This window comes from Sediminicoccus rosea, from assembly GCF_033547095.1.
GTDB classification, from domain to species: domain Bacteria; phylum Pseudomonadota; class Alphaproteobacteria; order Acetobacterales; family Acetobacteraceae; genus Roseococcus; species Roseococcus rosea.
In genome coordinates, this window is sequence record NZ_CP137852.1 from 3,322,181 (window position 1) to 3,335,105 (window position 12,925).

A 12,925-nucleotide genomic window follows, 5' to 3' on the forward strand; every position below is an offset into this window, starting at 1 on the left:
TGCGGATATCTCCCAAGAGCAGTACGCCTGTGGCGGTTGGGCTGCGGACGAGTTAGAGGCGGGGTTCAAGGCGATCCTCTGTCGCCCGATGGTGAAGCGGCGAGCACATCAAGCTGCTCTGCCCACAGTGTCGGAAGCGGCTCCGCCAGCCGCGGTAGCGTTATGTTATCTCGCTGCCGTCCACTGATAATCATCTCAACAACACTGGGCGCCAATAGCGTGAGTTGAAGCAGGCGGCCAAGGTACCCGCGATCGATCTTCTCCGCCGCAGCCATCTCCGTCACCGATGCGTAGCGCCCCTGATCGAGCATCCGCTGGTACCGAAACGCCCGCGCCAGGGCCTTCACCAGCGCCGGGTCGGCGCGCGTGGGGACCCGCGCTACGGTATCCGTCATCGGCGTCACGACGGTCTTCCGCCCTGGCCGGTGGCGGATCGCCAGCGGCACCCGGACCGTGATGCTGGTCGCCGTGGTCATGCTGCCGACCTCAGCGCATCGGGAGCGATGGCGCCGAGGTCGCGGACCAGGCCGCCGAGCCCGTCCAGCCGCAGCCGAATGTCCGCGCCAGCCGGGCCGACCACCACCCGCTCCACCAGCGACCGCACGATCCGCGCCTGCTCCGCCGGAAATAGGTGCTCCCACAGCGGGTCGAGCCGATGGAGCGCATCCTGCGTCTCGCCCTCTGTCAGGTCCGGCGCCTCCCTGCGCGCCGCCCGCCAGGTGCCGACCACGATCTCCGGCTGCCGCAGCAGAGCCCGCACCTGATCGACCACCGCCGCCTCGATCTCCGCTGCCGATACCCGGCGCACGATGGTGTCGTCGCCGGCGGCGTCGCCCTTCAGCACGCGCTGCGCCACGTAGTATCGGTAGAGGCGGCCGTTCTTTCTGGCGTGGGACGGCGACAAAGCCCGACCGTCGGTGCCAAAGATCAGCCCCTTCAACAGCGCCGGCGTCTGCGCGCGGCTTTGGTTGGCGCGGACCCGCGGGCTGACCTGGAGCACGGCATGCGCCCGGTCCCACAGCTCCCGCGGCACGATGCCCTGGTGCTCGCCAGGATAAATGTTTCCCTTGTGCGCGGCCTCGCCGACATAGGTCCGGTTGTTCAGCAGCTTGTAGACATCGCCCTTGTCGAGCGGGCGGCCCACCTTGCTGGTGAGGCCTTCCTCTCGAAGGCGCTTCACCGTCTCCATGCCCGAGCCCGTCTCGGCGAAGATATCGAACACCCGACGCACCCGCGGCGCCTCGTCCTCATTCACGATCAGCTTCCTGGCTACGACGTCGTAGCCGAGCGGCACCTTGCCCCCCATCCACATGCCACGGGCTCGGGAGGCCGCGAATTTGTCGCGGATGCGCTCGCCAATGACCTCGCGCTCGAACTGCGCGAAGCTGAGCAGGATATTCAGCGTCAGCCGCCCCATGCTGGTGGTCGTATTGAACGACTGTGTGACCGACACGAAGGTCACGCCATGCGCGTCCATCACCTCCACCAGCTTGGCGAAATCCATCAGCGAGCGGCTGAGGCGATCGATTTTGTAGACCACAATCACATCGACCAGGTCGGCCTGGATGTCACGAAGCAGGCGTTGCAGCGCCGGCCGCTCCAGCGTGCCGCCAGAGAAGCCGCCATCGTCGTAGCGATCGCGGACCAGCAGCCACCCCTCGGCCCGCTGGCTGGTGATGTATGCCTCGCAAGCATCGCGCTGCGCGTCGAGGGTGTTGAATTCCTTCTCCAGCCCCTCGTCGGTGGATTTCCGCGTGTAGACCGCACAGCGCAGCTTCTTCGTGGTGGCCGGCATGGCCGGCTCGATGCGGGCGCGCCGGGTCATGCGTCACCCCGCGCGCGCAATCCGAAGAATGTCCAGCCGTTCCACCGCGTGCCGGTGATGTGGCGCGCGATTGCCGAGAGCGACTGATACGGCCGCCCCTCGAACTCGAAGTCGTCGACGCGCACGGTGACCACGTGCCGCACGCCCTGCCATTCCCTGATCAGGCGGGTGCCGGCCAGCGGGCGGCTATCGGCGCGGATGCGACGCAGGACGACGTTGCCGCCATCCAATTGTTCGCCAAGCGCCACCAGCCGGTCGACGGTCTCGGGCTTCAGCCCGCCATAGGCCAATTCCTGGATGCGATAGGCCAGCCGGCTCTGGATGTAGGCCCGATTCCAGGGCGGCGGCTCCTTGCCGAACAGCTCCCGCCATTGGTCTTTCAGCATGGCGGTGGGCGCAGCCTGCAGCGCGGCGAGGCGGCTCAGCACCTGCGTCGGCGGGATCTTCGGGATGGTGGGTGCCGGCGCGGCCGCGGCGGTGGATCGTCTGGTCATGCGAGTCCCTTCCTGTTGGGGTTCGCATGCAGGCGCTGCCTGCCAGTGGAGTGAAGGCGAACGTCTCCCGCCCCCCGAGCTATCTCCTCATCCCGCGCATCATCCTCGGCAGCGCGGCTGCGCAGCCGCACCAGGCCCCTAGCCAGGATGCCGCAGACCTCGCGGAGGTGCGGCGGAAGGTGAGCGTTCAGTCCCACGGGCGATGGCTTCATACTTAGCCCTACCCGCCTCGGCGGCGATCCGTCCCAATCAGGCGGGCATGCGCGCCAAAGCCTCGTGATAACGCCGCCAGAGCAAAGCGACTTTCTTCTTGATGGTGCTCTGGTCTGGGTACTGATTACGGGCTGCGAACCACTCCACCATGCGCCGGACGATGGCTGCTTGGCTTTCTGGGAAGCCGTCAATCTGCATCGATACCGCCAGCTCGCAGTAGAACTCGTCCCAGTCATATTTCGGCGGCGCCCCGCGCTGGCCATTTCGGGCGACGACAGGCACGGTTGCCGTCGAGACTATCGTCGCTGCTTGCTCTGCCTCGAAGCGCTCGCGCTCAGCATGCCGAACAACCAGCCGCTCGCGAGGCACAAGGAACTGCTCCTCCCCATCCGATGGCACCCAGAGGCTGCGGTACATGCCCGGTTCCGTGCGAAATGCGCTCACCCCGTGCGTCCCCGTCATCATCACGTGCCAGGCGTCGTGCGCCCACAGATCCAGCGTCCCGGTGAACCGGAAGCGGCGCTCCGGCATGTCGACGAAATGTCCATCATCCACTTCCTCGACGCTGCCATCTTCAAGCGGCAGCTGCGCCACCACGATCGATAGCGTCAGTTCGCCAGCGATGGCGAAGTTGGCGATGTCGAGTTCACTTACGCCCCAACGTTCACAGACCTCGGCCAGCCCGTAGCAGGGCTTCCTCACAATTCGGCCGCCCACGACGTTCATCCCTTCCCGACAAAGCGCAACCGCCGATACGCTTGCACAACCTTGGCCATATCCTTCCGCATGTCGGGCGGCAGTCGCTGCGCCTCGACGAACAGATCATCCATCCGCACGCCGAGAATGGCGGCGGCACGCTCTATCAGCTCGTCGCGGGGCGGATTTTCCTGGTCGCGCTCAATGCGCGACCAATAGGCCGCCGAGATTTCCAATCGCTCCGCGAAATCGTTCAACCCGATGCCGAGCGCAGTCCGTCGCTCGCGGATGACCGATCCAAAGCTCACCGTTGCTCTCCTTGAACCAGGCCGTAGCGGCTCAGCCGTACGGCGATAAAGCGCTCTGATACGCCGAAGTCGCCCGCCAGCGCGGCGACCACGCCCTCGATCACCTCGGGCGGGTTGTCGGCGGCCAAAACGCGGCTGCCCTGCCGTCCCCGATGCGCCGCATGCACCGTGCGCAGCCGCTCGGACCGCGCGTGCACAAGCATCCGGAGGTGGAGCTGCACCGGGGGAGCGAGTAGCGCACCCATGAATTCATTCGCCCGACGCTCGGAGGCCGCTGTGGTCCGATCGAGCAGCGCGCTCGGGCCGGCCGTCACTGACCGATACCGCCGCGCTGGCGTGCCGAGTGCCACAGGCACATCGAACACCACGTGGCCCAGCTCGTGCGCCGCGGTGCTGATTGCCAGGTCCGGCCGGCCGGCCACCATGCGCGCATTCACCGAGACCAGCGCCGTGCCGGGCATGTCGGGATCCGTCTCGCAGACGCCGAGCACCGCCGCTCCGGTACCATCATGCACGGGGTGGTCGAGCTCCCAGGCGACCAGGATAGCCCGGCCATTCGCCGATACCGTCCGCGTGGCGCCGACCAGTGCGGCGAGCGGCAGCGCGAATCCACCAGGCTCGGTCATGGCCTGGCGGCGCACCTGCGCCGCGACCGCCCAGAGGGTCTGGGCCGACAACGGCCGAGGCGCGCCCGAAGCGGCGTGATGCGGGTACTCAACAGTGATGGACATGCCGGGATCATGACGAATTGCTGTGCGATTGGTCAACAGCATTGTTCCCCTCATGTTCGCCCATCCCCGATATCCACAGGCGATCGGCTGAGGGAGCAGTTCCCGCATGGGTGGGGCGTAAATCGCCAGGCTATCCCTCTGATTTCGGTCGAAAGAGGCCATAAGTCACTGAATTAACATGGGGAATAAATCCCAGATCACTTTAATTCCCCATTGCGCCCCATTCCGCCTCTCCGCCCCGGCAGGCCGTGTGGTTGCTTCTGGACGTCATAGCCGCCCAGCAGGAGCCACGCCCGATGCCCGCCCAGCTTTCCCTCGCCGATCTCGATGTCGTTCACCCGCTTGCCGAGCGGTACGCGCGGCGCCTCTGCCGCACCCTCGGGCGGCCGAGCCATGAGCGGGAGGACATGGAGCAGGACATGCTGCTCGACCTCCTGGCGCGGTTGCCCGGCTTCGATCCGGCGCGCGGGACGCTGGCGGCCTTCGCCACGGTTTGCTTCCAGCACCGCGCGTCCCGTCTCGCGATCCGCCTGCGCCGCGAGAAGCGCGAACGGCATGAGGCGTCGCTGGACGACGTGGTGCCCGGCCAGGAGGAGGACCTGACCCTCGCCGACATCATCCCCGAATCCGAGGGGTATGCGGCGTGGTGCGGCCAGCAGACCGACGCGGTGGCCGCGCTGGAGCGCCGCCTCGATCTGGATCGCGCCGGCACCGTCCTGGACCAGCGCGACCACAGCATCTGCGCAGCCCTGACGCAGTGCACGCCGCACGAGCTCGGCCAGCAGGGTCCCCTGCCGCGGTCGGTCCTCTACCGCCGCATCCGCGAACTGCGCCTGCGGCTCCTCGCCGGCGGCATCGCCGCTGCGGCCTGAGACGCATCGGCGAGGGGCTGGGTAGGGCTAAGTATGGACACCTTCATCACCGACATCCGCGCAGTGTCGAAGCCTCTCACCGAGGCGTCGCTCTGCACCTGGCTGGGCGCCGCGGCTCCCGGCGACAGCATCACCTACCACCGCGGCACGCTCGCCCGGCAGGTCTGCCCGCAGTTGCGGTGCCTGCCCGAGCAGGAGCGCACCGCGCTGCAGCGCTTGGCGGCCCGCGCCTGGAAGCTGGCCGAGCTCGGCCTGGCGGACATCGTGCAGCGCCGCCACGGCTATGAGGACTACGCCTACATCCTCGTCGCCCGCCGCCGGCCGCGTCGCTATGCGTCGTCCATCCTGCCCCTACTGCTCGCGGAGGCCGCGTGATGGACGCGCCCCGCACCAACCGCCCCACCCTCGACGCACTGCGCCACATGCCGGTGAGCGACGTCATCGCGCTTCCCGCCGAGCATCTCGCGCTGCTGCAGACCGATGCGCGCGAGGCGCTCGATGCCGCCAAGCGTATGCAGGACTGGATCGAGGCCGCGATCGCGCTCCGCTATGAGCAGCGCGCCATCGGCGCCCGTGCCGCCGCCGGCAAAGACACCGGCACCGTTCGCTTCCGGGACGGCGCCGTGGAGATCGCCGTCGATCTGCCGAAGAAGGTGGATTGGGATCAGGCCCGGCTCGCGGCGCTGTCGGAGCAGATCCGCGCCGGCGGCGAGGATCCCGGCCAGTACGTCGAGGTCAGCTTCAAGGTCTCGGAGCGCGCCTATACCGCCTGGCCGGAGCGCATTCGCGCCGCCTTCGATCCGGCCCGCACGGTGCGCACGGGCCGCGCCACCTATCGCCTCGCCATCCTCTCCGATGTCGCGCAGCGCGACAGCTCGCATGCCGCAGGCATCCTCCCGATGCAGGGAGGCCGCTGATGGCGCTGCGTATCATCACCGCAGACGAGCGGCAGGCCGAGGAGCGCGGCGTCAAGGCTGCCATTCTCGGCAAGCCCGGCATGGGCAAGACCTGGCTTCTGAACACCACCTGCGCCGTCACCACGCTCTTCATGGATCTCGAGGCGGGCGATCTCGCCGTGCAGGGCTGGCGGGGCGCTTCGATCCGCCCGCGGACGTGGGAGGAATGCCGCGACCTGGCGCTGTTCCTCGCCGGCCCGAACCCCGCGCTGCGCGACGACCAGCCCTATTCCGCGGCCCAGCATGCGCGGGTGGTTCGCGAGTACGGCGATCCGGCGCGCATGGATCACTACGTCACGCTGTTCATCGACAGCATCACCGTCGCCGGTCGCCTCTGCTTCCAGTGGTGCCGCGGCCAGCCCGAGGCCTTCGCGGAGCGCACCGGCAAGCCTGACGTGCGCGGCGCCTACGGCCTCCATGGGCGCGAGATGATCGCATGGCTCACGCATCTGCAGCACGCCCGCGGCCGCAACGTGATCTTCGTCGGGATCCTCGACGAGAAGCTCGACGACTTCAATCGCCGCGTGTTCAGCCTGCAGATCGAGGGCAGCAAGACCAGCCTCGAACTGCCGGGCATCGTCGATGAAGTGCTTACGCTGGCAGAGATCAAGGACCAGGGCGGGCAGCCGTTCCGAGCGCTGGTCTGCCACACGCTGAACCCCTGGGGCTATCCGGCGAAGGACCGCAGTGGCCGGCTCGACCTGCTGGAGCCACCGGATCTCGGACGCATCTTCGCCAAGATCCGCAGAACGGAAGCGCCCATTGCGGCGGCGCCCGCGCTGACGGCCCCGCTCATCACTGCCGCCACCGACACCCCCACCACCTGACCGGAGGAGAAGCACCATGGCTTCTTGGAACGACTACAACGACGCCCAGTCGAACCCGAACCTGATCCCCAAGGGGACGCTGGCGAAGGTTCGCCTCACCATCCGGCCCGGCGGCTTCGACGATCCGAGCCAGGGCTGGACCGGCGGCTACGCCACACGCGGCAGCACCGGCGCCGTCTATCTCAACGGCGAGTTCACCGTGCTGGAGGGCCCCTACGCCAAGCGGAAAATCTTCACGCTGATCGGCCTCTACAGCCCGAAGGGTCCGGAATGGGCGGGGATGGGCCGCAGCTTCCTGCGCGGAATGCTGAACTCCGCGCGCGGCATTTCCGACAAGGATGTCTCGCCCCAGGCGCAGGCGGCGCGCCGCATCGGCGGCTTCGCGGACCTGGAGGGGCTGGAGTTTGTCGCGAAGATCGAGCACGGCACCGACGCCGGCGGCGAGACCAAAAACGAAGTCCGTATGGCGGTGACGCCGGACCATCGAGACTACGCGCAGGCGATGGGGCGCACCACCGCCCCGGCAGGGTATGCGGCGCCTGCCTATGCCCCGCCGTCCCAGGGCTATGCCCCGCCCGTGCATACGCCCCCGCCCGCCGCGCCGGCCATGCAGCAGGGCGCCTTCCCGGTCGCGGCGCAGCAGCCCGCCAGCGCCGATCCGCGCCCCGCCTGGGCGCGCTGAGGGAGGGCCGAACGAGCATGATGCTCCGCCCCCGCCAGAAGCTCTTCGTCGAGCGCAGCCTTCGTGCGCTTGGCGAGCACGGCAACACCCTCGGCGTCGCCCCGACCGGTGCTGGCAAGACCATCATGCTGTCGGCGGCGGTGGGCGAGCATGTCGGCGGCAGCGGCGCGAAGGCCGCGGTCCTCGCGCATCGGGATGAACTGACGGCGCAGAACCTGGCGAAGTTCCGCCGCGTGAATCCCGGCATCTCCACCTCGGTGGTGGATGCCCGCCAGAAGTCGTGGGGCGGCCAGGTCACCTTCGCCATGGTGCCCACGCTGACGCGCCAGGCGAACCTGGAGGCGATGCCGGCGCTGGACCTGCTGGTGATCGACGAGGCGCACCACGCCGTCGCCGACAGCTATCGCCGCATCATCGATCGCGCCCGCGATCGCAACCCGGACTGCCGCATCTACGGTGTCACCGCCACGCCGAACCGCGGCGACAAGATCGGGCTGCGCCAGGTGTTCTCGAACGTCGCGGATCAGATCCGGCTCGGTGAGCTGATCGCCTCCGGCCACCTGGTGCCGCCGCGCACCTTCATCATCGATGTCGGCGTACAGGATGAGCTCCGGGCCGTGCGCCGCAGCGGCGATGATTTCGACATGGGCGAGGTCGCCCGCGTGATGGACACGGTGCCGGTCACCGATGCCGTGGTGAAGCACTGGCAGGAGAAGGCGGGCGGCCGCCAGACCGTGGCGTTCTGCTCAACCGTCGCCCATGCCGAGCACGTCGCCGCCGCCTTCAACGCGGCCGGCGTCCCCACCGTCATGGTGACCGGCGACATGCCGGACGGCGAGCGGCGCTCCGTCCTGGCCGCCTATGCCCGGGGCGAGGCGCGCATCGTCGTGAATGTCGCGGTGCTGACGGAGGGCTGGGACCACCCGCCCACCTCCTGCGTTGTGCTGCTGCGGCCCAGCTCCTTCAAGTGCACCATGATCCAGATGGTCGGCCGCGGGCTGCGCACCGTGGATCCGGTCGAGCATCCCGGCATCGTCAAGCGCGACTGCATCGTGCTCGACTTCGGCACCTCCTCGCAGATCCATGGCTGCCTGGAGCAGGATGTCGATCTCGACAGCCAGCCCGGCGAGGGCGAGCCGCCCACCAAGACCTGCCCTGCCTGCGAGGCCGAGGTGCCGATCGCAGTGATGGAGTGCCCGATCTGCGGCCACGCCTTCGAGCCCCGCGGGCGCGAGACGGCGCCGCTCACCGACTTCATCATGACGGAGATCGATCTGCTCCGTCGCTCCGCCTTCCAGTGGTGCGACCTGTTCGGCGACGACGCCGCGCTGCTGGCAAATGGGTTCAACGGCTGGGCGGGTATCTTCTTCCTGAACGGGGCCTGGCACGCAGTCGGCGGCGCCAAGGAGGAGCGGCCGCGCCTGCTCTCCATCGGGGAGCGGCTGGTGGCGCTGGCCGCGGCGGATGACTGGCTGAACACCTACGAGACGGACGAGAGCGCCCACAAGAGCCGGCGCTGGCTGCGCGAGCCGCCGACAGAGCGCCAGCTGGTCCACCTGCCGCCGGCAGTACGGGCCGATCTCAGCATGACGCGTTACCAGGCCTCGGCGCTGCTGACCTTCAAGTTCAACCGCCAGGCCATCCAGCATCTCGTGCGGAGCGCCCAGCCCGCGGCGCTGGGGCAGGCCGCATGATCTATGGCCCGCTCCCTGGAACCGCCCTGCGCCGTCTGCTCCCGCCCGGCGCGTGGCTTTGGCTGGTTCGACCCGGTGCCGCGGAAGAAGCCGCGGCCCTCGGTCTCCTTTTGCTGCATCGCCTGCCAGGGCTTCTGGTCGCGCTTGGCGGGGAGGTCGTCCGCCATGGTTGACCTCACTGAGCAGGAGAAGGCCGCGATGCGCGCCGCCATGCGCCGCGTGGCGGAGACGATGGCCGAGATCGGCTGGGGCACCCGCTTCCAGGAGCTGAGCGAGGCGCAGGTGCTCACCCTGATCGAGGTCGCCGTCGGCGGCTTCCAGGAGGCGATGCAGGCGATCGCCCGGCATGACGCGGCGGCGGAGGTGCCCTTCTGATGCTCGACTTCAACAGCCGCAGCCAGACCTCAACGCATGTGAATGCCGCCATCGACGCGGCGCTGGTCGCCTCCAATCAGGCAGCGCTGCCGCGCAGCTACCTGGGTGGGTCGCGCCTCGGTCATGCCTGCGAGCGGGCGCTGCAATTCGAGTTCGTGAAGGCCCCGAAGGACGAAGGCGCCGACTTCGACGGACGGCTGCTGCGCATCTTCGGGATCGGCAACGCGCTGGAGGACGTGGCCGTCGCTTGGCTGCGCGCCGCCGGCTTCGATCTCTACACCCGCCGTGGGGGTGACGAGCATGGCGAGCAGTTTGGCTTCTCGGTAGCGGGCGGTCGCATCCGCGGCCATGTCGATGGCGTCTTCGCCGGCGGCCCGACCATCCCCGGCATGGCGTTCCCGGCGCTGTGGGAATGCAAGACCATGAATGCCAAGGCCTGGCGCGAGACGTCCAGTAAGGGCGTCGGCGTGGCCAAGCCGATCTATGCGGCGCAGATTGCGGTCTACCAGGCATACATGGACGCCAGCGTCCCAGGCGTGGCGGACAACCCGGCGCTGTTCACCGCCATCAACAAGGACACGGCGGAGCTGCATCATGAGCTACTGCCGTTCAACGCGGAGCTGGCGCAGCGCATGTCGGACCGGGCGGTGCGCATCCTGGCCGCGACGGATGCTGGCGAATTGCTGCCCCGCGTTGCCGCCAAGGCCGATCACTTCGAGTGTCGCTTCTGCCCCTGGGCCAAGCGGTGCTGGGCGCTGCCTGTATGACGGCATGGGGCGACTTCAACGATGCCGCGCCGCTGCCGGATGACTGCGTGAGCGAACTTCCCGCCGCTGGGCAGATCGCCCTCGATCGACTTCCCGGTGCAGGGCAGCCGATGCCGGCGGCCGCTGGGCCCATGGCCCCGGACGTCGCGCAGATCGCTATCTTCCTCGATGTGGTGTTCGGCTATTGCGACGGGCTGATCCCCGTCCGCAGCTTTGTCGACCAGGGCCAGGGCCTCGACACCAAGCCGCACAACATCTGGGTCCCGGCCGACCGGCACGCCGCCGCATCCCTCAGCGCCTATGCCACCTGGGCCGCGCGCGAGGGCAGCGCCGTCTATGTCATCCCCGGCACCGTCGCCGAGCAGGGCCAGGCCCGCGCCGAGCATGTGCTGCAGATGCAGACCGTGGTGGTCGATCTCGACGCCGGCGACATCGCCGCCAAGCTGGGCCACCTCATCCAACATCTCGGCGCACCCACCCTGCTGGTCGAGAGCGGCGGCCGCACCACGGAGGGCGCCGCCAAGCTGCATGCCTGGTGGCGGCTGTCCGAGCCGGCCGAGGGTGAAGATCTGGCACGCCTCTGCGTGCTGCGCGGTGAGATCGCGGAGAAGGTCGGTGGCGACCTGCACTTCCGATCCGCTCACCAGCCGATCCGCGTGCCTGGCACCGTCCACCAGAAGCATGGCGTGCAGCGGCGCGTCACCATTCGCGAGCACCGGCCCAGGGTCGAGGTGGAGCTCGCCGACTTCGCCGCAGCGGTCGCGGCCATGCCCACTATGCCGGGCCTGGCGGCGCCCACCGCCGCCCCTGGCGCCACCCGCCCCAGACTCGATTCCGTCCTGACTACGCCGGTGCGCGAGGGCAGTCAGGACGCCTGGACCCGCTTCCAGGGCGCCAGCGCTGCCATCGGCCACTTCGTCCGCATGGTCCATGAGGGCCGCATGACCGGCGACGACGGCTGGGAGGCCATCTGCCAATACAACGCCGCCTGCCTCCGCCCGGCCTGGCCTCTGGACCGCCTCAAGGTCGAGGCGGACAGCATCTGGGCACTGCACGTCGACCGCAACGGGCCGCCGTTGCTTCGCGCCACTGCGCCGCCGTCCAGCGCCATCCCCGCGCACACGCTCGGCGCGCTGCTCGACGACACCTCGCCGATGCCCGACGACCTCATCGGGCCACGCCTGCTGACCCCGGGTGGGATGCTGGTGCTCGGCGGCGCGCCGAAGGTCGGCAAATCCGACTTCCTGATCAGCCTGCTGGTCCACGCCGCCGCCGGCGCACCGTTCCTGCGATTCACCGCACCGCGCCCGCTGCGGGTTTTCTATCTGCAGGCCGAGATCCAATACCACTACCTGCGCGAACGCCTGCAGCAGCTCCGGCTCGATCCCGCGGTCGTCGCTCGCGCTCGCAACACCCTCGTTGTTACCCCCAAGCTCCGTATGCTGCTGGACGAACAGGGAGTGCCCCTCGTCGCGGCTTCCATCCGCGCTGCTTTCCCCGATGCGCCGCCAGACATCATCTGCATCGACCCCATCCGCAACCTCTTCGATGGTGGGCCCGCGGGCGAAGGGGAGAACGACAACAGCGCGATGATGTTCTTCCTGCAGAGCCGCGTGGAGGCGCTGCGGGACGAGGTCGCCCCGGAAGGCGGCATCATCCTCGCCCACCATACGAAGAAGCTCAGCAAGCAGCAGGTGAAGGATGATCCCTTCCTGGCGCTGTCCGGCGCCAGCGCGCTGCGCGGCTACTACACCTCGGGCGCCATCCTGTTCCGCCCCGACGAGGAGCAGACCGAGCGCGAGCTTCATGTCGAGCTCCGCAACGGGCCCGGCCTCGAGCTGATGCTGGTCGACAAACGTGGTGGCGCCTGGGTGGAGCTCGATCGCACGGGCCAGCGCCTGGTGCGGAAAGACATCGGCGGCAAGCTCGATGCCGAGCGCAGCCGGCGCCACGACGTCATCCTGCAAATCATCGCCAACGAGGCTCGCGAGGGGAAGGTCTTCACCGGTAGCGCCTTCGCCGCACAATTCGAGAACACCCACGGCCTGGGGGGTGACGACACCATCGCGCGCCGCATCAACGTCCTCGCGAACAAGGGCTACATCAAGTTCCTGCGTGACGCGCCCGAGTTCGGCATCCCGGTCAGCAAATCCACCAAGGGCTACCTCCTGGTGCAGGACATGCTCTTCGGGACGGATCGCGAGACGGTCGATCCTGAGACCGGCGAGATCACGCGCACCCTCGTTCCGCTGCTGCCGACGCACTTCCAATCGGAGACCAACAACGCAGTTTTGCCCGTCGAGAATCCGGAAATCTGGGTGCTGAACGACCCGGAGGCCCAGGCATGAAACGCCACTTTGATACGATGTCGCACTGTGCGGAACTTGCTGCGGAACTTCCATGTTCCGCAAGTTCCGCAAGATTGCGGAACTTGCCTGCGGAACTCGAATCCTCCAGCGATATCAGTGGGTTGAACAAGTTCCGC

General features: G+C 68.3%; 15 protein-coding genes. 9 read left to right on the forward strand and 6 right to left on the reverse strand.

All coding sequences use genetic code 11. The annotated features are described in order from the left end of the window. Positions 1-65: 65 nt before the first annotated feature. The 6 genes from R9Z33_RS16030 to R9Z33_RS16055 all read right to left on the reverse strand — a co-directional run bounded on the left by R9Z33_RS16030 (position 66) and on the right by R9Z33_RS16055 (position 4,267). Positions 66-476, reverse strand: coding sequence for a hypothetical protein (locus R9Z33_RS16030; RefSeq protein WP_318647583.1), 411 nt, complete (start codon positions 474-476; stop codon positions 66-68). Continuing rightward, positions 473-1,825 (reverse strand): recombinase family protein, encoded by a 1,353-nt coding sequence (locus R9Z33_RS16035; RefSeq protein ID WP_318647584.1) that lies wholly within the window; start codon positions 1,823-1,825, stop codon positions 473-475. The genes R9Z33_RS16030 and R9Z33_RS16035 overlap by 4 nt, the downstream gene beginning before the upstream one ends. Next, the gene (locus tag R9Z33_RS16040; RefSeq protein WP_318647585.1) at positions 1,822-2,319 is read right to left on the reverse strand and encodes a DUF2924 domain-containing protein; all 498 of its coding nucleotides are present in this window, start codon (positions 2,317-2,319) and stop codon (positions 1,822-1,824) included. Before R9Z33_RS16040 ends, R9Z33_RS16035 begins: the two co-directional genes overlap by 4 nt. Before the next feature lie 249 nt (positions 2,320-2,568). Then, a complete protein-coding gene (locus R9Z33_RS16045) occupies positions 2,569-3,258 on the reverse strand; it encodes a hypothetical protein (protein WP_318647586.1) in 690 nt (229 codons plus the stop codon). After that, positions 3,255-3,536, reverse strand: a complete 282-nt coding sequence (locus tag R9Z33_RS16050; RefSeq protein ID WP_111470928.1) for a helix-turn-helix domain-containing protein — start codon at positions 3,534-3,536, stop codon at positions 3,255-3,257. Before R9Z33_RS16050 ends, R9Z33_RS16045 begins: the two co-directional genes overlap by 4 nt. Beyond that, a complete protein-coding gene (locus R9Z33_RS16055) occupies positions 3,533-4,267 on the reverse strand; it encodes an ImmA/IrrE family metallo-endopeptidase (RefSeq protein ID WP_318647587.1) in 735 nt (244 codons plus the stop codon). The genes R9Z33_RS16050 and R9Z33_RS16055 overlap by 4 nt, the downstream gene beginning before the upstream one ends. 248 nt (positions 4,268-4,515) lie before the next feature. Between R9Z33_RS16055 and R9Z33_RS16060 the strand changes: the two genes are divergently transcribed. The 9 genes from R9Z33_RS16060 to R9Z33_RS16100 all read left to right on the forward strand — a co-directional run bounded on the left by R9Z33_RS16060 (position 4,516) and on the right by R9Z33_RS16100 (position 12,788). Next, the gene (locus R9Z33_RS16060) at positions 4,516-5,139 is read left to right on the forward strand and encodes a sigma factor (RefSeq protein ID WP_318647588.1); all 624 of its coding nucleotides are present in this window, start codon (positions 4,516-4,518) and stop codon (positions 5,137-5,139) included. 33 nt (positions 5,140-5,172) lie between these two features. Continuing rightward, complete coding sequence (locus R9Z33_RS16065; RefSeq protein WP_318647589.1) at positions 5,173-5,514, forward strand: hypothetical protein; 342 nt, start codon at positions 5,173-5,175, stop codon at positions 5,512-5,514. Beyond that, complete coding sequence (locus R9Z33_RS16070; RefSeq protein WP_318647590.1) at positions 5,514-6,056, forward strand: hypothetical protein; 543 nt, start codon at positions 5,514-5,516, stop codon at positions 6,054-6,056. The genes R9Z33_RS16065 and R9Z33_RS16070 overlap by 1 nt, the downstream gene beginning before the upstream one ends. Beyond that, on the forward strand, positions 6,056-6,922 hold the full coding sequence (locus R9Z33_RS16075) for an ATP-binding protein (protein WP_318647591.1): 867 nt from the start codon (positions 6,056-6,058) through the stop codon (positions 6,920-6,922). Before R9Z33_RS16070 ends, R9Z33_RS16075 begins: the two co-directional genes overlap by 1 nt. 16 nt (positions 6,923-6,938) lie before the next feature. Further along, positions 6,939-7,604: a hypothetical protein gene (locus tag R9Z33_RS16080; RefSeq protein ID WP_318647592.1), complete on the forward strand. Its 666-nt coding sequence runs from the start codon at positions 6,939-6,941 to the stop codon at positions 7,602-7,604. 17 nt (positions 7,605-7,621) lie between these two features. Further along, the gene (locus R9Z33_RS16085; protein ID WP_318647593.1) at positions 7,622-9,298 is read left to right on the forward strand and encodes a DEAD/DEAH box helicase; all 1,677 of its coding nucleotides are present in this window, start codon (positions 7,622-7,624) and stop codon (positions 9,296-9,298) included. A 165-nt stretch (positions 9,299-9,463) separates the two neighbouring features. Then, positions 9,464-9,673: a DUF6511 domain-containing protein gene (locus R9Z33_RS16090; protein WP_318647594.1), complete on the forward strand. Its 210-nt coding sequence runs from the start codon at positions 9,464-9,466 to the stop codon at positions 9,671-9,673. Beyond that, complete coding sequence (locus R9Z33_RS16095; RefSeq protein ID WP_318647595.1) at positions 9,673-10,440, forward strand: hypothetical protein; 768 nt, start codon at positions 9,673-9,675, stop codon at positions 10,438-10,440. The genes R9Z33_RS16090 and R9Z33_RS16095 overlap by 1 nt, the downstream gene beginning before the upstream one ends. Before the next feature lie 131 nt (positions 10,441-10,571). Continuing rightward, positions 10,572-12,788: an AAA family ATPase gene (locus tag R9Z33_RS16100; RefSeq protein ID WP_318647596.1), complete on the forward strand. Its 2,217-nt coding sequence runs from the start codon at positions 10,572-10,574 to the stop codon at positions 12,786-12,788. Positions 12,789-12,925: the final 137 nt, after the last annotated feature.

Excerpts from the sequence above, each read along its gene's own strand:
- R9Z33_RS16040 (WP_318647585.1), bottom strand. The coding sequence starts at position 2,319 with ATGACCAGACGATCCACCGCCGCGGCCGCGCCGGCACCCACCATCCCG.
- R9Z33_RS16030 (WP_318647583.1), bottom strand. The coding sequence starts at position 476 with ATGACCACGGCGACCAGCATCACGGTCCGGGTGCCGCTGGCGATCCGC.
- R9Z33_RS16055 (WP_318647587.1), bottom strand. The coding sequence starts at position 4,267 with ATGTCCATCACTGTTGAGTACCCGCATCACGCCGCTTCGGGCGCGCCT.
- R9Z33_RS16075 (WP_318647591.1), top strand. The coding sequence starts at position 6,056 with ATGGCGCTGCGTATCATCACCGCAGACGAGCGGCAGGCCGAGGAGCGC.
- R9Z33_RS16090 (WP_318647594.1), top strand. The coding sequence starts at position 9,464 with ATGGTTGACCTCACTGAGCAGGAGAAGGCCGCGATGCGCGCCGCCATG.
- R9Z33_RS16100 (WP_318647596.1), top strand. The coding sequence starts at position 10,572 with ATGGCCCCGGACGTCGCGCAGATCGCTATCTTCCTCGATGTGGTGTTC.
- R9Z33_RS16065 (WP_318647589.1), top strand. The coding sequence starts at position 5,173 with ATGGACACCTTCATCACCGACATCCGCGCAGTGTCGAAGCCTCTCACC.
- R9Z33_RS16035 (WP_318647584.1), bottom strand. The coding sequence starts at position 1,825 with ATGACCCGGCGCGCCCGCATCGAGCCGGCCATGCCGGCCACCACGAAG.
- R9Z33_RS16085 (WP_318647593.1), top strand. The coding sequence starts at position 7,622 with ATGATGCTCCGCCCCCGCCAGAAGCTCTTCGTCGAGCGCAGCCTTCGT.
- R9Z33_RS16095 (WP_318647595.1), top strand. The coding sequence starts at position 9,673 with ATGCTCGACTTCAACAGCCGCAGCCAGACCTCAACGCATGTGAATGCC.
- R9Z33_RS16080 (WP_318647592.1), top strand. The coding sequence starts at position 6,939 with ATGGCTTCTTGGAACGACTACAACGACGCCCAGTCGAACCCGAACCTG.
- R9Z33_RS16045 (WP_318647586.1), bottom strand. The coding sequence starts at position 3,258 with ATGAACGTCGTGGGCGGCCGAATTGTGAGGAAGCCCTGCTACGGGCTG.
- R9Z33_RS16070 (WP_318647590.1), top strand. The coding sequence starts at position 5,514 with ATGGACGCGCCCCGCACCAACCGCCCCACCCTCGACGCACTGCGCCAC.